The sequence below is a fragment of the Dactylosporangium sp. CA-152071 genome, assembly GCF_050936335.1.
Lineage (GTDB): Bacteria > Actinomycetota > Actinomycetes > Mycobacteriales > Micromonosporaceae > Dactylosporangium > Dactylosporangium maewongense.
In genome coordinates, this window is sequence record NZ_JBNJMZ010000001.1 from 6,778,710 (window position 1) to 6,796,624 (window position 17,915).

General features: G+C 72.0%; 13 protein-coding genes and 1 pseudogene. 11 read left to right on the forward strand and 3 right to left on the reverse strand.

Features of this window, described 5'->3' with window-relative positions; all coding sequences use genetic code 11:
* Positions 1-43 precede the first annotated feature (43 nt).
* Positions 44-892 carry a hypothetical protein gene (locus ACQEVZ_RS30495; RefSeq protein ID WP_433372866.1) on the reverse strand — a complete coding sequence of 283 codons (849 nt, stop codon included), beginning with the start codon at positions 890-892 and terminating at the stop codon, positions 44-46.
* A 104-nt stretch (positions 893-996) separates the two neighbouring features.
* On the opposite strand from ACQEVZ_RS30495, the gene ACQEVZ_RS30500 reads away from it, so the two are divergent.
* From ACQEVZ_RS30500 to ACQEVZ_RS30510, 3 genes are all read left to right on the forward strand, one after another.
* Positions 997-1,938, forward strand: a complete 942-nt coding sequence (locus tag ACQEVZ_RS30500) for an NlpC/P60 family protein (RefSeq protein ID WP_433372869.1) — start codon at positions 997-999, stop codon at positions 1,936-1,938.
* 183 nt (positions 1,939-2,121) lie between these two features.
* Positions 2,122-5,787, forward strand: coding sequence for a PQQ-dependent sugar dehydrogenase (locus tag ACQEVZ_RS30505; protein WP_433372872.1), 3,666 nt, complete (start codon positions 2,122-2,124; stop codon positions 5,785-5,787).
* A 36-nt stretch (positions 5,788-5,823) separates the two neighbouring features.
* Complete coding sequence (locus ACQEVZ_RS30510) at positions 5,824-7,914, forward strand: DEAD/DEAH box helicase (RefSeq protein ID WP_433372875.1); 2,091 nt, start codon at positions 5,824-5,826, stop codon at positions 7,912-7,914.
* Positions 7,915-8,005: 91 nt separating this feature from the next.
* Here ACQEVZ_RS30510 and ACQEVZ_RS30515 read toward each other — a convergent pair whose 3' ends face one another.
* On the reverse strand, positions 8,006-8,308 hold the full coding sequence (locus ACQEVZ_RS30515) for an MGMT family protein (RefSeq protein ID WP_344501872.1): 303 nt from the start codon (positions 8,306-8,308) through the stop codon (positions 8,006-8,008).
* Between the two features lie 43 nt (positions 8,309-8,351).
* Between ACQEVZ_RS30515 and proB the strand changes: the two genes are divergently transcribed.
* The gene (gene proB, locus ACQEVZ_RS30520) at positions 8,352-9,461 is read left to right on the forward strand and encodes a glutamate 5-kinase (RefSeq protein WP_433377085.1); all 1,110 of its coding nucleotides are present in this window, start codon (positions 8,352-8,354) and stop codon (positions 9,459-9,461) included.
* Positions 9,462-9,466: 5 nt separating this feature from the next.
* Here proB and ACQEVZ_RS30525 read toward each other — a convergent pair whose 3' ends face one another.
* Positions 9,467-10,834, reverse strand: a complete 1,368-nt coding sequence (locus ACQEVZ_RS30525) for a gamma-glutamyltransferase (protein WP_433372879.1) — start codon at positions 10,832-10,834, stop codon at positions 9,467-9,469.
* A 101-nt stretch (positions 10,835-10,935) separates the two neighbouring features.
* On the opposite strand from ACQEVZ_RS30525, the gene ACQEVZ_RS30530 reads away from it, so the two are divergent.
* From ACQEVZ_RS30530 to ACQEVZ_RS30560, 7 genes and pseudogenes are all read left to right on the forward strand, one after another.
* Positions 10,936-12,264, forward strand: a complete 1,329-nt coding sequence (locus tag ACQEVZ_RS30530) for an MFS transporter (RefSeq protein WP_433372882.1) — start codon at positions 10,936-10,938, stop codon at positions 12,262-12,264.
* Complete coding sequence (locus tag ACQEVZ_RS30535) at positions 12,261-13,658, forward strand: pyridoxal phosphate-dependent decarboxylase family protein (protein ID WP_433372885.1); 1,398 nt, start codon at positions 12,261-12,263, stop codon at positions 13,656-13,658. The genes ACQEVZ_RS30530 and ACQEVZ_RS30535 overlap by 4 nt, the downstream gene beginning before the upstream one ends.
* Positions 13,659-13,663: 5 nt before the next feature.
* Entirely contained in the window at positions 13,664-14,176 is a 513-nt protein-coding gene (locus tag ACQEVZ_RS30540) for an NADH-quinone oxidoreductase subunit B (protein ID WP_360572281.1), read from the forward strand.
* 10 nt (positions 14,177-14,186) lie between these two features.
* Positions 14,187-14,753 (forward strand): NADH-quinone oxidoreductase subunit C, encoded by a 567-nt coding sequence (locus tag ACQEVZ_RS30545; RefSeq protein ID WP_433372889.1) that lies wholly within the window; start codon positions 14,187-14,189, stop codon positions 14,751-14,753.
* Positions 14,753-15,712, forward strand: a complete 960-nt coding sequence (gene nuoH, locus ACQEVZ_RS30550) for an NADH-quinone oxidoreductase subunit NuoH (protein ID WP_354890820.1) — start codon at positions 14,753-14,755, stop codon at positions 15,710-15,712. Before ACQEVZ_RS30545 ends, nuoH begins: the two co-directional genes overlap by 1 nt.
* A 13-nt stretch (positions 15,713-15,725) precedes the next feature.
* Positions 15,726-16,223, forward strand: a pseudogene (locus tag ACQEVZ_RS30555) (NuoI/complex I 23 kDa subunit family protein); the annotation flags it as partial.
* Positions 16,224-16,297: 74 nt separating this feature from the next.
* Positions 16,298-17,881: a methyl-accepting chemotaxis protein gene (locus ACQEVZ_RS30560; protein WP_433372893.1), complete on the forward strand. Its 1,584-nt coding sequence runs from the start codon at positions 16,298-16,300 to the stop codon at positions 17,879-17,881.
* Positions 17,882-17,915 lie beyond the last annotated feature (34 nt).

Genomic DNA, 17,915 nt, shown 5'->3' on the forward strand with positions numbered 1-17,915 from the left:
CGCGCTGTTCGCCGTCCTGGCGCCGGCACCCGTCGCCGGGTGGTCAGGGGACGACGACGGTGAACTCGACGCGGTGGACCTGGCCGGCGCGCTGGAACTCGAAGTAGAGGCGGTAGCGGCCGCTGCTCGGGGCGGACAGCCAGAACTTCACCGCGCCGCCGACCAGTTCGGTCTCGGGGTGCACGTGCAGGTAGCCGAGGTCGCCGTCGCGGAGGACGACGAGGTGGCCGTACGTGCCGAGATAACGCTGCAGGTCGGTGACGGGGGTGCCCGAGGCCAGCACCCGCAGCGACAACGGCTGGGTGGCGTTGACCGCCGGGGTGCCCTCCATCGCCACCGTCATCCCGGCGACCTCCGCGGTCCGGGCGGGCGCGGGAAGGGCCACCGGCTGGTAATCGCCGGCGACGGTGGCGTCCACGGCGAGCGTGACCGGGGCCTGGGCGCCGGTCGCGTCGAAGGTGACGAAGTCCGTGTAGATCCGCCAGATGCCCGGCGACGGCAGGGCCAGCGGGATCGACCAGGTGCCGTCGGGGGCCATCTCCGGGTGCAGGTGCTGAAACCCGGACAGGTCGTGCCGGGCCACCACCAGGTGCATGAGCTTCTCGTGGTTGACCACGAAGCGGGTGACCGGCTTGCCGTCCGGGCCGAGGATCCGGAACGCGAACGGCTGGGTGGCGCCGGCGGCGAACGTCGTGGTCGTCGGCGACAGCGTGAAGCCGGCGGCGCTGAGCGACAGGCCGCCCAGGTCGCCCGCGGTCGCGCCGCCGTGGGAGTGCGAGGGGATGGCCGTCGGGGCGGGGGCGGCGGCCTGCGGTGATGCGGTGGACCTGGCGATCACGAAGCCAAGCAGCAGCGCCAACACGAGTCCACCCGCGACGACCGGCCCCTTCATGCCCAAGACCGTAGCGGCAGGCCGTCGCCACCACTCCACCGGGGGACCTTTAGTCACGTTTGTCCAAATCGTGGTGTTAGTGACACGTGGGGTCAATCGGCAAGATGTGGACCGCGGCCGCGGGCATGGTCGCTGCGTTGATCGTGCCCGGCATCGGGTTCGCCGACCCGGTCACCGACCGGCAGCGGCAGCTCGCCACCGCCTGGCAGGAGCTGGAAGGCGTCATCGAGCGGTTCAACGCCGTACGCGACGACCTGCGCGCCACCGAGGCGCAGCTCGAGCGGGTGAACGCCCGCACCGGCCCGCTGCAGGCGAGCGTCGACGCCGCCCAGCGCGACGCGGACGAGCTCGCCGCCAGGCTGTACCGCAGCGGTGCCGTCACCAGCACGGCCGTGCTCGTCAGCGCGCCGTCCCCGGAGTCGTTCATGGACCAGCTGGCGACCCTGGACCACCTGCAGCGCCGGCGTACCGACGCGCTGCGCCGCCTGAAGGCCGACAAGGCCGCGCTCAAGAAGGAGCAGGCCGACCTCGGCGACCTCCAGGTCCGCCAGCGCACCCAGGAGCAGGAGCTGGGCCAGCGCAAGGCGACGATCGAGGCGCAGGTCCGGCGGCTCGGCGGGGCCCGGGCCGCACGCACCGCCAGGACGCCGTCCGGGGCGCTGCGCGACGGCTACGTGCCGCGCTTCACCGACGACCCGGCCGGGCGCGCGGTCAGGTACGCCTACTCGCAGCTGGGCAAGGTGTACCGGTGGGGCGCCGACGGCCCGGACACGTTCGACTGCTCGGGCCTGACGATGGCCGCATGGAAGGCGGCCGGCGTGGTCCTGCCGCACAACGCGGCGAGGCAGAAGAAGACCGTCACGCCGATCGGGCGCGAGGAGCTGCGCCCCGGCGATCTCGTCTTCTACTACAAGGACGTCAGCCACGTCGGCATGTACATCGGCGACGGCAGGGTGATCGAGGCGCCGCGCGAGGGCGAGCGGATCTCGATGCGGCTGCTCGACTACGCCCCGATCGTGGGCTACGGACGGCCGGACTACCGATAGAAGATCAGCGCATCGCGATCGAGCCACCACGATGCGCTGATCAACTCCCTGCGGACCAGCTACGACGGGCCTGTTTGTGTCCTAACGGACGAGGCGCGCCAGTCGGCTTGGCGACAGCATCTTCCTGACAGTGGACATCTACTGGCTGTCTCCCCCTGCGCGTCCGCATCCAGGAGTGCCCTCATGAGGCGTCGCCGCCGCTCCCGTTTGTCCCTGGGCCTAGTGCTCGCGCTCTGCGTCCCGGCCTCGGCGGCGCTCACCGCACCCGAGGCGGCGGGCGCCGTGACCACCCTGCCGAGCGGGTTCTCCGAGCAGGTCGTGCTGTCCGGGCTCAACCACCCGACAAAGCTGGTGTTCTCTCCTGACGGACGGGTGTTCGTCGCGGAGAAGGGCGGCACGATCCAGGTCTACGACAGCCTGTCGGACCCGACGCCGACCCTGTTCGCCGACCTGAGCGCCCGCGTCCACGACAACGAGGACAAGGGCCTGCTCGGCCTGGCGCTGCCGCCGAACTTCCCGTCCAACCCGTCGGTGTACGTCACGTACACCGCGACGCAGCCCATCGGCGGCGGACTCGACCTCGGCGACACCTGCCCGACACCCGGCACCGGCTGCATCGTCAGCGGGCGGCTGTCGAAGCTCACCGCGAGCGGCAACACGTGGACCGGCACCGAGCAGGTGCTCATCAACGACTGGTGCCAGCAGTTCGAGACCCACTCGGTGGGCGACGTGCGCTTCGGCCCCGACGGCGCGCTCTACGTCAGCGGCGGCGAGGGCGCCAGCCCCGTCTTCACCGACTGGGGCCAGCAGGGCAACCCGGTCAACCCGTGCGGCGACCCGCCCGGCGGCGTCGGTGCGGCGCTCAGCCCGCCCACCTCCGAGGGCGGCGCCCTGCGCTCCCAGGACGTGCGGACCCTCGGCGACCCGACCGGCCTGAGCGGCACCATCATCCGCATCGACCCGGTCACCGGCGCCGCGAAGACCGACAACCCGCTCTACAACGCGACCACCGACCCCAACGCGCGGCGGATCGTCGCGTACGGCCTGCGTAACCCCTTCCGGTGGACGTTCAAGCCCGGCAGCAGCGAGATCTGGATCGGCGACGTCGGCTGGCGGACCTGGGAGGAGATCAACCGGCTGCCCAACCCGCTCGCGACGCCCGTCACCAACTTCGGCTGGCCGTGCTTCGAGGGCAACTCGCAGCAGCCCGGCTACCGCGACGCGAACCTGAACCTGTGCACCTCGCTGTACAACCAGAACACGGCGACCGGTCCGGTCTACACCTACGGGCACCACCAGCAGGTCAACGACAACGACGGCTGCCCGACCGGCGGGTCCAGCCCGACCGGCGTCGCGTTCTACCCGACGTCCGGCGGCGCCTACCCGGCCAAGTACCAGGGCGCGCTCTTCTGGGGTGACTACGCCCGCCGCTGCGTCTACGCGATGCTGCCGACCAACGGCACCCCAGACCCGAGCAAGATCGAGACGTTCGCGCCCGGCGCGGCCGGCCCCGTCGACCTGGAGATCGGCCCCGGCGGCGACCTGTACTACGTCGACGTCGACGGCGGCACGGTCCGCCGGATCAACTACAGCGCCGGCAACCAGCCGCCGACCGCGGTCATCGGCGCGGACAAGACCTCCGGCGCGCCGCCCCTGGCCGTCCAGTTCAACTCCGCCGGCACCAGCGACCCCAACAGCGGCGACGTCCTCACGTACCAGTGGGACTTCACCAACAACGGCAGCTACGACGCGACCGGCCCGACCGCGAGCTTCACCTACACGACCGCCGGCAACTACACGGCCAAGCTGCGGGTCACCGACGCGGGCGGGCTGTCGGACACCAAGTACCTGCAGATCCTCGTCGGCTCCGACGCGCCCGTACCGGTGATCGACACACCCGCGGCCGGCTTCACGTGGGCGACCAACGACACGGTCAACTTCACCGGACACGCCACCGACGTCCAGGACGGCAACGTCCCCGCGGCCAACCTGCACTGGCAGCTGATCCTGCAGCACTGCGCCTCGGCCGACAACTGCCACCAGCACTACATCAGCGAGAGCGACGGCGCGTCCGGCTCGTTCATCGGGCCCGACCACGAGTACCCGTCCTATGTGGAGCTGCGGCTCACGGCGACCGACAGCAGCGGGCTCAGCACGACGGTCAGCCGCCGGCTGGACCCGAAGACCGCGAACATGACGTTCAACACCGTGCCGAGCGGCCTCAACATCACCGTCGGCTCGGTCACCGGCGTCACGCCGTTCACCGCGACGGTCATCCAGAAGTCGACGCAGACCGTGTCGGCGCCGACGCCGCAGACGCTCAACAGCACCCAGTACACCTTCGGCTCCTGGAGCCAGGGCGGCGCGGCCACGCAGGTGATCACCGCGCCGACCACGGCGACGACCTACACCGCGACCTACGCGGCGACCGGCGGCGGCACGTGCTCCGACAGCTTCGGCTACGTGTGCACCACCGCGACCAAGGCGTTCGTCAACGCCGACACGACGGTGCTGAGCCTGACCGGCGACGAGGCGCTGCAGCAGATCTCCCTGCCGTTCCCGGTCAAGTTGTACGGCGCTTCGTATTCGACCGCGTGGGTCGACACCAACGGCGTCGTCAGCCTGGTCAACCCGAACGGGCCGAAGTGGGACAACACCGCGGTGCCGAGCGCGGCCCTGCCCAACGCGGCGGTCTACGCCTTCTGGGACGACCTCGTGGTCGACGCCAACGCGTCGGTGCGGACCACGACCCTCGGCACCGCGCCCAACCGCCAGTTCGTCGTCGAGTGGCGCAACCCGTACATCTACGGCAACACCAGCCGACGCGTCACGTTCGAGGCGATCCTCTCGGAGAACGGTGACGTGGTCACCAACTACGCGAGCCTCGACAACGACATCGAGAAGGGCAACGCGGCGACGGTCGGCATCGAGAACGCCGACGGCACCGTGGGCCTCGCGTACTCCGTCAACACCCCGAAGCTCCAGTCCGGCCGCGCGGTCATCTTCACCGCGCCGGGCGGCACGACCCCGCCGCCCCCGCCGCCGCCGTCCACCGGGACGGTCAGCGGCACCGTGAGCGTCGCGGGCGGTGGGCCCGTCGCCGGGGCGACCGTGACCCTCACGGCAGGCACGACGACGACCACCGACGCCTCGGGCAAGTACAGCTTCTCGAGCGTTGCGTACGGCTCGTACACCGTGAGCGCCACCGCCAACGGGCAGTCGACGTCGGCGGCACTCACCGTCGACGCCGCCACGGAGACGCTCAACCTGACGCTGCCGGCCCCGCCGCCGCCGACCGGGAACTACGGGATCACCACGGTGGCCACCCCGTTCGTCCCGGCCGACGCCACGGTGCTCACGCTCACCGGTGACGACAACATCCAGCAGGTCACGCTGCCGGCGCCGGTCACGTTGTACGGCGTCACCTACACCACGGCGTGGATCGACACCAACGGCAAGGTCTCGTTCGTCAACCCGGGCGGCGCCTACGTGGAGCACTCCGCGCTGCCGTCGACCGCCGCCCCGAACGCGACCGTCTACGCCTTCTGGGACGACCTCGTCGTCGACGGCTCGGCGTCGGTGCGCACCGCGCTCGTCAACGGTTCGGTCGTGATCGAGTGGCGCAACCCGTACATCTACGGCAACGGCGTCCACAACCGGGTGACGTTCTCCGTCGTGTTCGCCCCCGACGGGGTGATCACGCTGCACTACTCCAGCCTGGACAACGACATCGAGAAGGGCGGCGGCGCCACCGTCGGCGTCGAGAACGCCGCCGGCACCACGGCCGCGCAGTACCTGTTCAACCAGCCGTTGCTGGTGTCGGGGACGGCGGTCCGGTTCACGCCTTAGCGGGTTTCTGTCGTACCCGACGGCTAAGTTCGTGGGGTGCGATCTGAGGCATCGGTACTTCTGAAGAAGCTCGCTGGTCCTTCCGCCGAACTGCGGGAGGACCAGTGGGCCGCCATCTCCGCCCTGGTGGCGGAGCGCCGCCGCGTCCTCTGCGTGCAGCGCACCGGCTGGGGCAAGTCCGCGGTGTACTTCATCGCCACCGCCCTGCTGCGGGCCCGTGGCGCCGGCCCGACGGTGATCGTGTCGCCGCTGATCGCCCTCATGCGCAACCAGGTCGACGCCGCCGCCCGCGCCGGGATCGCCGCCCGCGCGATCAACTCGGCCAACCTGGAGGAGTGGGACCAGATCACCGGCGAGATCGCCGCCGGCACCGTCGACGTCCTGCTCGTCTCGCCCGAGCGGCTCAACAACCCCGACTTCCGCGACAACGTGCTGCCCAAGCTCGCCGCGAGCACCGGCCTGCTCGTCGTCGACGAGGCGCACTGCGTCTCCGACTGGGGCCACGACTTCCGCCCCGACTACCGGCGGCTGGCCACCCTGCTGGCCGACCTCGCCCCCGGCACGCCGGTCCTGGCCACCACCGCCACCGCCAATGCCCGCGTCACCGCCGACGTCGCCGAGCAGCTCGGCGACGCGCTCGTGCTGCGCGGCTCGCTCGACCGCGAGTCGCTGCGCCTCGGCTCGCTGACGCTGCCGTCCGCGCCGCACCGGCTCGCCTGGCTCGGCGAGCACCTCGGCGCGTTCACCGGCTCCGGGATCATCTACACGCTGACCGTCGCCGCCGCCCACGAGACCGCCGCCTATCTGCGCGGCTGTGGTTACGAGGTCGCCGCCTACACCGGCCAGACGGAGAATGCGGACCGCCTCGCCGCCGAGGAGGACCTGCTCAACAACCGGATCAAGGCCCTCGTCGCCACGTCCGCGCTCGGCATGGGCTTCGACAAGCCCGACCTCGGCTTCGTCGTGCACCTCGGCGCCCCGTCGTCGCCGATCGCCTACTACCAGCAGGTCGGCCGGGCCGGCCGCGCCGTCGACAAGGCCGACGTCCTGCTCCTGCCCGGCACCGAGGACCAGGCGATCTGGCGGTATTTCGCGTCCCTCGCCTTCCCGCCCGAGGCGCAGGTCCGCGGCGTGCTGTCCGTCCTCGGCGCGGCGGGCCGGCCGATGTCCACCGCCGCCATCGAGCCGCAGGTCGAGCTGCGCCGCGGGCGGCTCGAGCTGATGCTCAAGGTCCTCGACGTCGACGGTGCCGTCCGTCGCGTCCGCGGCGGCTGGGAGTCCACCGGCGCGCCCTGGCGCCACGACAGCGAGCGCTATGACCGCATCGACGCCGCCCGCGCCGCCGAGCAGGACGCGATGCGCGAGTATGCCGCCCTGACCACGTGCCGCCTGGAGTTCCTGCGCCGGACCCTCGACGACCCGGGCGCCGTCCCCTGCGGTCGCTGCGACACCTGCGCGGGCACCTGGTATCCGGCGGAGGTCTCCGACGACGCCCTCGCCTCGGCCCGCGCCCACCTCGGCCGCACCGGCGTCGAGATCGCCCCGCGCAAGCTGTGGCCGACGGGCCTCTCCGCCGTCGGCGTCTCCCTCACCGGCAAGATCCCGCCCGCCGAGCAGACCCTCCCCGGCCGGGCGATCGGCCGGCTCAGCGACCTCGGCTGGGGCGACAAGCTGCGCAGGCTGCTCGCCGCCCCCGATGCCCCGCTCCCCGACGACATCTTCGCCGGCGTCGTCGCCACCCTGACCGAGTGGGCGAAGGGCGACGAGCGCTGGCCCGCCCGCCCCGTCGGCGTCGTGGTCCTCGGCTCCCAGAGCACTCCCGTCCTGCTGGAGTCGCTGGGCGCCCGCATCGCCGAGGTCGGCCGGATGCCGCTGCTCGGCACGGTCCAGCCGGCCCACACGGCCGACGCCGTCTCCCGCACCAACAGCGCCCAGCGGGTCCGCGCCCTGCACACCGCCTTCACGGTCCCGCCGGAGCTGGCCGCCCGGCTGGGGACTCTCGACGGCCCGGTCCTCCTCGTCGACGACCTGGTCGACACCGGCTGGACGATGGCCATCGCCGGCCGCCTCCTGCTGCGCGCCGGCGCTCCGGCGGTCCTGCCCTTCGCCCTCGCCGTCTCCGCCTGACCCCTCCCGCCCATTCGCATGATCCCGAACGGTTGTGGCTGTTCTGGCTGCCGGAATCGTTCGGGATCATGAGGCCGGGGCGGGAGCAGCGTCAGGGGGTGTCGTCGGGCCACCAGGCGGCTCGGCGCATGTCGATTTTGTCCGACCTGAGCGGGGTGCCTTCCTCGCGGTGGCGGCGGAGGGCCTCCTGCTCGTGGCCCGGGACGAGGCGGCCGTTGGCGGCGACGACGCGGTGCCAGGGGACGCCGCCGCCGTAGTGGGACATGACGGCGCCGACCTGGCGGGGGCCGCCGCGACCCAGGTACTCGGCGATGGCGCCGTAGGACATGACGCGGCCGGGCGGGATGCGTTCCACCACGGTGAGGACCAGTTCTGTGAAGTCGTCGTCGGCCACGATATGGGAACCTACCGTGGATCGACGACGGCGACCCGGCAAGATAGGCGGCGTGCGCACCCAGGTCACCGAGGCTCGACGGATCGTGGTCAAGGTCGGGTCGTCGTCGCTGACCACCGCGGCCGGCGGGCTCGACGGCAAGCGGGTCGATGCGCTCGTCGACGCCCTGGCGGGGAGCCCCGCGGAGGTGGTGCTGGTGTCGTCGGGGGCGATCGCGGCCGGGCTGGCGCCGCTGGGGCTGCTGAAGCGGCCGAAGGACCTCGCGACGCAGCAGGCGGCGGCGAGCGTCGGGCAGGGGCTGCTGATGCGGGCCTACAACGACGCGTTCGCCAGGCACGGCAGGGTCGTCGGGCAGGTGCTGCTGACGGTCGACGACGTGACCCGCCGGGCGCACTACCGCAACGCGTACCGGACGCTGCGCCGGTTGCTCGACCTGCGGGCGGTCCCGGTCGTCAACGAGAACGACACGGTCGCCACGGAGGAGATCCGGTTCGGGGACAACGACCGGCTCGCCGCGCTGGTCGCGTCCCTCGTCCACGCGGATCTGCTGGTGCTGCTGTCGGACGTGGACAGCCTGTACACCGGCGACCCGTCGCTCCCGACCTCCAAGAAGATCACCGACGTGCGAACGCCGGACGACCTGCTGGACATCGACGTGAAGCGGCCCGGGAAGGCCGGGGTCGGCACCGGCGGCATGGTGACGAAGGTCGAGGCGGCGAGGATCGCGACGACGAGCGGCATCCCGGTGGTGCTGGCCTCCGCGCCCGACGCCAAGGCGGTGCTCGACGGGGAGCCGGTCGGGACGCTGTTCCACCGGCTGCGGGAGCGGCCGCAGGCGCGGCTGTTCTGGCTCGCGCACGCCACCAGCCCCCGCGGCCGGCTGCACCTGGACCCCGGCGCCGTGCAGGCAGTGCGGCAGCGGCACGCGTCGCTGCTGCCCGCCGGGATCACCGCGGTCGACGGCCGGTTCGCCGCGGGGGACCCGGTTGACCTGGTCGACGTGGGCGGCGTGCCGGTGGCCCGCGGCCTGGTCAACTACGACGCGGCCGAGCTGCCGCCGCTGCTCGGCCGGTCGACGGGGGAGCTCGCCGCCGCGCTGGGCCCGGCGTACGAGCGCGAGGTCGTCCACCGCGACGACCTGGTCCTGCTCTAGAGCGCCTACAGCGTGCGGCCCACGCCGCCGCGGCGGGGGTCGCCGGCGGCCCCCGCGAGACCGACGGCGCTGACGCCGCCGAAGTAGTGGTCGAGCCGGTCCCAGTGCTGCACCTTGAAGCCGTTGAAGTGCGACGGGTCGCAGCCGGGCTCCAGGTGGACGAGCCGCGACCCGTCCACCGACACGGGGTGGAAGCGCGGCCGGCGGATCGCGGTCGTCATGTCGTCGCCGTGGACGAGGACGTTGGTGAGCGTCTGGATGATCGCGGTGCGGATGCGGGTCGCGCCGGCCGAGCCGATCGCCATGACCAGCGCGCCGGCGGGGTCCAGGACCACGGCCGGGCACATGCACGACGCCATCCGCTCGCCGGGCAGCGTGCCGGGGCGGATCAGCTCGCCCTCGCCGAGCATCGAGTTGAGGTGGACGCCCAGGCCGGGCAGCCACACCCCGGCCCCGATCCCGAGCGTCATGGTGATCACGCAGGCGTTGCCCGCGCTGTCGACGACCGAGATGTTGGTGGTGTCGCCGAGGCGCTGCGACCCGTACGCCAGCAGCGCCGACGCGAGATCGAGCGGCGAGAACAGGGGCGGCAGCGCGGCGATGGTCCTGATCGTCTCGTTCAGGTCGGCGCGGGCCAGCACCCGACAGGGACCGAACGAGGCCGATGAGACCGGTGCCTGCATCACGCGGTACGACGACAGATCCAGCGGACTGAGCACGCCACCGCCGGCGGCCACCTCCGCCACCATCGCGGCGCCGATCCGCCCGGTGTAGAAGGCGGCCGGGCCCTCCTCCGCCAGGATCCCGAACGTCGTGTCGAGCCCGGGGTGGTGCAGCAGCTCGCCGCCCTCCAGGAGCCGCCCGTCCGGCGCGTACACCGCGGCACCGAGACCCGGCAGCATCGCCGGCGCGAGCGACACGAGCGTCCGGGCGTGCGCACCCGGCAGGAGCACGCCGCTGCGGGCCAGGTTCTGCGCCGGCGCCACGATCCGCTGCCAGGGGAGGCGGCCCCAGCGCCGGTGGATCTCGCCGGCCCCGGCCGGGATGCCGGGCACGCCGACGCTCGACGCGCCGATCTCGTACCGCTGCGGCACACCGCCGAAGGAGATCTTGATCGGCACCATCGGGGCCGCGGGGGTGGTGCTGCCCAGGCCGGGCACCGAGCAGAAGAAGTCGAGGCAGGTGACCTCGCCGGTGGACGCGTCGAAGTAGGTCGCGAACCCACCGCCGGCCAGCCCGGTCAGGACGCTCTCCGCGGCGCATCCCGCCAGCATCGCGGCGACGGCGGCGTCGGCCGCGGACCCGCCGGCGGCGAGGATCCGCAGCCCGACCTCGGTCGTGGCCGGATGCCCGGCGGCGACCCCGGCAGGCACCGACGACCTGGGGCGTGACTGGGGCTGCAGCAGCGCGGTGGACAGCGGAGGTTCCTTTCCTGCGAGGCGATGGCTAGCATCCGTGGACCATGGCCCCAGACGTGCGAACCGAGGTCCTGCCGGGACGTGTGCGGGCGGGCTACGCGCTCGGCTCACTGGTCACCGGCGCGTTCGGCACCGTGCCGGGACTCCTCCTACTGCCATACCTGACGGACACCCTCGGCGTCGCTGCCGGGGTGGCCGGGCTGCTGGTGCTGGCGCCGAAGGCGTGGGATGTGCTGATCAACCCGGTTGCCGGGAGGATTTCCGATCGTACTCGCACCTCGATGGGTGCCAGGCGGCCATTTCTGCTCTTCGGCGGCCTCGCGCTCGCGGTGCTGTTCGCCGGGATCTTCGCCGCGCCGTTCGGTGGCGGATCGGCCGCCTACGCGGCCGTGATGTTCCTGCTCGCGGCGACCGCGTTCGCGTTCTACCAGGTGCCCTACGTCGCGATGCCGGCCGAGATGACCGACGACTACGCCGAGCGGACCCGGCTGATGAGCTGGCGGGTCGCGATCCTCGCGGTCGCGATCCTGGTCTCCGGCGCGCTGTCGCCGATGGTGACGAAGCAGTTCGGGGGCGGCGTCCCCGGTCACCGGGCGATGGGGGTGTTCGTCGCGGCGTTGATCCTCATCGGCACCTTCGGCTCCTTCTTCGGCACCAGGAGCGCCCCGGTCGGCACGGTGCTGCCGAGCGAGCCGTCGTTCGCCGCGCAGCTGAAGGTCGTGCGGGGCAACCGGCCGTTCCGGCTGCTGCTGATCTGCTTCGTCGTGCAGGCCGCCGGCATCGCCACGATGCTCGCCGGGGTCAGCTACTTCGCCACGCAGATCCTCGAGTCCCCGGACACCGGCGCGACGCTGCTCTTCGCCTGCTTCGTCGGCCCGGCGCTGCTCGTGATGCCGGTCTGGACCCGGGTCGGCGCGCGGCTCGGGAAGCTGCGCTCCTACACGGTCGCGTCGCTGGTGTTCGCGGCCGCCGCGGCGTTGCTGGCGTTCGCCCCGTTGCTGCCCGCCGTCGCCGTGTACGTCCTCACCGGGCTCGTCGGCAGCGGATACGCGGGGCAGCAGGTCTTCGGCATGGCCATGCTGCCGGACTGCATCGCCTTCGACGCGCGGCGGACCGGGCGGCGCCAGGCCGGCGTGTTCACCGGCCTGTGGACCGCGGGGGAGACGTTCGGCATGGCGCTCGGCCCCGGCGTCTTCGCCGTCCTGCTGGCGATCTTCGGATACGTCTCCAGCTCGTCGGGGGAGGCGGCCGTGCAGTCGGACACCGCGAAACTCGGGGTTTTGCTCGGATTCACCGTCGTGCCGGCCATCGTCGTGGCATCGGCGCTCATCGGTCTGCGAGGCTACGACCTGACCGAACGACGGCTCACCGAGGAGGTCTCGTGAAGGGTGTCCCGGCCGAGCAGGTGCTCGCGGAGCTCGCCGAGCTGCGCAAGGCTGACCTGCCGACGCACGGCGGGCGGCTGTTCGCCTACGTCTACGACCCGGCGGTGCCCGGGCTCGACGAGCTGGCCGCCGCCGCGTACGCGTCGTCCGCGCACGTCAACGGGCTGGACCCGACCGCGTTCCCGTCGCTGCTGCGGATGGAGAACGACCTCGTCGGCATGGCCGCGGCGGTCCTCGGCGGCGGCCCGGCGACGGTCGGCAGCGTCACCAGCGGCGGCACCGAGTCGCTCATCCTCGCGGTGAAGGCCGCCCGGGACGCCGCGCCGCACATCGCCGAGCCGCGCCTGGTGATGCCGGTGACGGCGCACGCCGCGCTCGCGAAGGCCGCCGCCTACCTCCGGGTGGCGTTGGATGTCGTCCCGGTCGGCGCCGACCTCCGGGTCGACCCGGCGGCGGTCGCGGCGGCCATCGGGCCCTCCACGGTGCTCGTGGCGTGCTCGGCGCCGTCCTACGCGCACGGGCTCATCGACCCGGTCGAGCCGATCGCGGCCGCCGCCGCCGCGGCCGGGGTCCGCTGCCACGTCGACGCCTGCTTCGGCGGGTGGACGCTGCCGTTCCTGCGCCGCCTCGGCGAGCCGGTCCCGCCGTTCGACCTGTCCGTCCCGGGCGTCACCAGCATCTCCGTCGACCTGCACAAGTACGCGTACGCGCCGAAGGGCGTCTCGGTCCTGCTGCACCGCGACGAGCGGCTGCGGCTGCCGCAGTATTTCGGCTACGCCGACTGGCCGGGGTACACGATGGTCAACCCGGTCATCTCCTCGACCCGCTCCGGCGGGCCGATCGCGGCCGCCTGGGCGACGCTGCGGCACCTCGGCGACGACGGCTACCTGGCGCTGGCCGCCACCACCCTTGAGGCGGTGCGCGGGCTGGCCGCCGCCGTCTCCGCCGTGGACGGGCTCGTCCTGCTGCCGGTCGAGTCGACGGTGGTCGCGTTCCAGTCCACCTCGGTGGATCTCTTCGTGCTCGCGGACGAGCTGGCGGCGCGGGGGTGGCACACGCAGCCGCAGTTCCAGCACGGGGACATCGCGCCGTCGGTACACCTGACGGTGACCGCGGCGGTGGCGCCCCGGGTGTCGGAGTTCGCGGCGGATCTCGCCGCCTCGGTCGACGCCGCCCGCGCACTCGGGCCGGTCGCGCTTCCTGACGGGATTTTCGATCTCCTGGGGTCCGTCGAAGCGGTCGCGGCCGCCCTCGGTGTCGGCTCCGGTCCGTCGGTGCTGCCCGATCGGATGGCCGTGATCAACACGTTGTTGAACGCGGCGCCACCGGCCGTGCGCGAGCAGTTACTGGTCGCATTCCTCAGTCTGCTGCAGCGGCCGACGAGCGTAGGCTGAAAGGCATGTCGAGTGTCCTGGGTGACCCGATCAAGTTCGTGCTCAACTGGGGCCGCCGCTATTCGCTGTGGGTGTTCAACTTCGGTCTCGCCTGCTGCGCGATCGAGTTCATCGCCACCTCGATGGGGCGGCACGACTTCATGCGCCTCGGCGTCATCCCGTTCGCGCACGGGCCGCGCCAGGCCGACCTCATGGTCGTCTCCGGCACCGTCACCGACAAGATGGCGCCCGCGGTCAAGCGGCTCTATGACCAGATGCCGGAGCCGAAGTACGTGATCAGCTTCGGCGCGTGCAGCAACTGCGGCGGGCCCTACTGGGACTCCTACTCCGTCACCAAGGGCGTCGACCAGATCATCCCCGTCGACGTCTACATCCCCGGCTGCCCGCCCCGCCCCGAGGCGCTGCTGCACGGCATCATGAAGCTCCAGGACAAGATCGCGGGGGAGCGGTCGGGGCTCGGCGGCGTCAACCGGACCGACGTCAAAGCGCTGACCGCCCCTCCGGTACACAAGCCTTAGGATCGCGGGCATGGATTCGGACGAGATCGGCGAGCTGTTCGGCGACGGTGCGTCCGTGACCGAGTCCGCCGGCGGCGGTCGCTTCGCCCGGCCGACGGTCGACGTGCCGCCGGAGCGCTGGGCGGAGGCGCTCCGCATCGCGCGCGACGAGCTGGCCTGTGACTTCTTCGACTGGCTGTCCGCCGTCGACGAGCTGCCGGGTGGCTTCGCCGTGGTGGCGCACGTCTATTCGACGTCGCGCCTGTCCGGCGTGCTGCTGCGCGCGGTGCTGCCGCGGCTCGCGCCGTCGGTGCCCACCGCCGTCGGTGTCTATCCGGGCGCGGCCTGGCACGAGCGCGAGACCCACGAGATGTTCGACATCGACTTCACCGGCAACGACGCGCTCACGCCGCTGCTGCTGCCGCCGGAGTTCGAAGGGCACCCGCTGCGCAAGGAGTTCGTCCTCGCGTCCCGGGTCGCCAAGCCGTGGCCCGGCGCGAAGGAGCCCGGGGAGAGCGAGCACACCGTCAGCAAGCGTGCCCCGATGCGTCCACCGGGCGTCCCGGACCCCAGCGAGTGGCCGGGAGGCCGGACCTGATGCCGATCTGGTTGGAGCTGGCGCTGCGCGTGCTGGTCGTCGTCGGCGCGTTCCTCACCCTGCCGCTCATCGTCGGCCAGGCCGAGCACAAGGTGATGGCGCACATGCAGGGCCGCCTCGGCCCCATGTATGCCGGCGCCTTCCACGGCTGGGCCCAGCTGGTCGCCGACGGCGTCAAGTTCGTGCAGAAGGAGGACATCACCCCGCGCGCCGCCGACCGGCCGGTGTTCCGGCTCGCGCCGGTCGTCGCGCTGCTGCCCTACCTTGCCGTCCTGCTCGTCATCCCCCTCGGCCCGCACGGCCTCGTCGCCCAGCCGCTCGACGTCGGGCTGTTCTTCGTCCTCGCGGTCGTCGGCATCGGCGTCATCGCCGTGCTCATGGCGGCCTGGTCCTCCGCCAACAAGTACTCGCTGCTCGGCGGGCTGCGGGCGGCCGCGCAGCTGCTCGGTTACGAGCTGCCCTTCGTGCTCTCGGCGGCGTCGGTCGCGATGGCCGCCGGCACGCTGTCGCTGTCCGGCATCGTCGAGGCGTGGCGCCCCTGGTGGCTGCTGTGGCAGCTCCCCGCGATGCTGATCTTCTTCATCGCCGGGCTCGCCGAGATCCGCCGCCCGCCCTTCGACATGCCGATCGCCGACTCCGAGCTGGTCTTCGGCTACATGACCGAATACACGGGCCTGCGCTTCGCGTTCTTCCTGCTGGCCGAGTATGTCGGCATCGTCGTCATCGCCGCCCTCACCACCGTGCTGTTCCTCGGCGGCTGGAAGGGGCCGTTCGACGACCAGCTCGGCTGGCTGTGGACACTCCTGAAGGTCTTCGCCGTCGCGTTCGTCGTGATCTGGCTGCGGGTGGCGTATCCGCGGCTGCGCGAGGACCAGCTGCAGCGCCTCTGCTGGCTGATCCTCGTCCCCCTCGCGTTGCTGCAGCTCGTGCTCACCGCCGCGGTCAAGGTCGCGCTCTGAAAGGTCTCCGACTGTGGACATTCCTGGTAAGGGCCTCGTCAAGGGTCTCGCCGTCACGCTCGGCACGCTGACCCAACGCTCCCACACGCACCAGTACCCGGACGTCGAGCCCGACCTGCCGCCCCGCAGTCGCGGCGTCATCGCGCTCGTCGAGGAGAACTGCACGGTCTGCATGCTGTGCGCCCGGGAGTGCCCCGACTGGTGCATCTACATCGACTCCCACAAGGAGGAGGTCGTCGTCCCGGGCGCGGCGCGGGCCCGGCAGCGCAACGTGCTCGACCGGTTCGCGATCGACTTCTCCCTCTGCATGTACTGCGGGATCTGCATCGAGGTGTGCCCCTTCGACGCGCTGCACTGGACGCCCGAGTTCGAGTACGCCGAGCACGACATCCGGGACCTGCTGCACGAGAAGGAACGCCTGGAGGAGTGGGTCGCGACCGTCCCCGCCCCGCCGGCCCACGACCCCCGCGGCGAACCGGCCAAAGAGCAGACCGCCGCCGCAAAACGCTCAGGTCGCGGCGCTGTCTGACCGATCCTCGTGGTGAGCCGCGCCTTCGCCGCGGCCGACTGCGCGGAGGTGGCGGCATGTCCCGGCTGGGGATCTCGCAGAAACTGTTCATCGGCTTCCTGCTCGTCTCGGTGGTGACGGTGGTGGTCGGCGTCTACGGGATCACCCGGCTACGGGTGCTCAACCAGCACACCGGCGACGTGTACGCGACGGCCGGCGCCCCTGGGTACAACGCCCAGCGGATGCAGAACCACTGGACCGAGACGCAGCTGCTCATGTATGCGGCGGCCATCAGCCCGGCGGCCAACCTCGAGCAGATCGTCACCGGCTACATCAATCCGGTCGACGCCGAGTTCGACGCCGCGTACGCGGGCTACCTCGCCAGCCGGCACACCGCCGAGGGCAGGCAGCTCGCCGACGAGCTGGCCAGGCAGATGGCCACGGTCCGCAAGATCCGCGACGAGCAGCTGCTGCCGGCCGCCCGGCAGGGCAACACGCCCGCCGCCATGGGGATGCTCTTCAAGCCGGAGATGGGCGCGATCCTGGAGGCGCAGCAGAACACCGGCAGCAAGATCGCCGACCTCGAGCAGGCGAACGCGAAGAAGATCTCCGACCGGGCCACCGACACCTACAGCTCCGCCCGGACCAGCCTGATCGTCATGCTGGTGCTCGGCATCGCGCTGTCGATGCTCCTCGCGGGCCTCGTCGCCCGCTCGATCGTGCGCTCGGTGCGCCGCGCCAAGACCGTCCTGGACGAGGTCGCCGGCGGCGACCTGACCGCCCGCATGGACGTGACCAGCGGTGACGAGGTCGGCCAGATGGGCCGGTCGCTGAACGACAGCCTCGACCGCATCGCGGAGATGGTCCGCCTCGTCGGCACCTCCGCGACGTCCCTGGCCGGCTCGTCCAACCGGCTCACCGGCGTCGCCCGCACCATCGCCTCCGGCGTCGACGACGCCGCCGAGCAGGCCACCGCCGTCAGCGGCGCGGCCGGCGAGGTGTCGCGCAACGTGCAGACCGTCGCCGTCGGCACCGACGAGATGAACGAGAGCATCCGCGAGATCGCGCAGAACGCCACCGAGGCGGTCCGGGTGGCCAACGAGGCCATGGAGGCCGCCAACGAGACCACCCGCACCATGGCGAAGCTCGGCGAGTCCAGCGCCGAGATCGGCAACGTCATCAACGTCATCACCGGCATCGCGGCCCAGACCAACCTGCTCGCGCTGAACGCGACGATCGAGGCCGCCCGCGCCGGCGAGGCCGGCAAGGGCTTCGCCGTCGTCGCCAACGAGGTCAAGGACCTCGCCCAGGAGACCGCGAAGGCCACCGAGGACATCAGCCAGCGGATCTCCGCGATCCAGGCCGACGCGGCCAGCGCCGTGGCCGCGATCAGCCGCATCAGCGAGGTCATCGAGAGCGTCAACGGCTACCAGACGACGATCGCCTCGGCGGTCGAGGAGCAGACCGCGACGACGAACGAGATGGGGCGCAACGCGGCGAACGCGGCGAACGGCAGCACCGAGATCGCGGCCAGCATCGACCGGGTGGCGAAGGCGGCGCAGTCCACGAGCGTCGGCGTGCAGGAGACGGAGACGGCGGCGGCGGAGCTGGCGGGCATGTCCGCGGAGCTGAGCCGGGTGGTGTCGCGCTTCCGGGCGTAGCTTTTTGCTCGTCTTTTGCCGCCCGCCGGTCGAA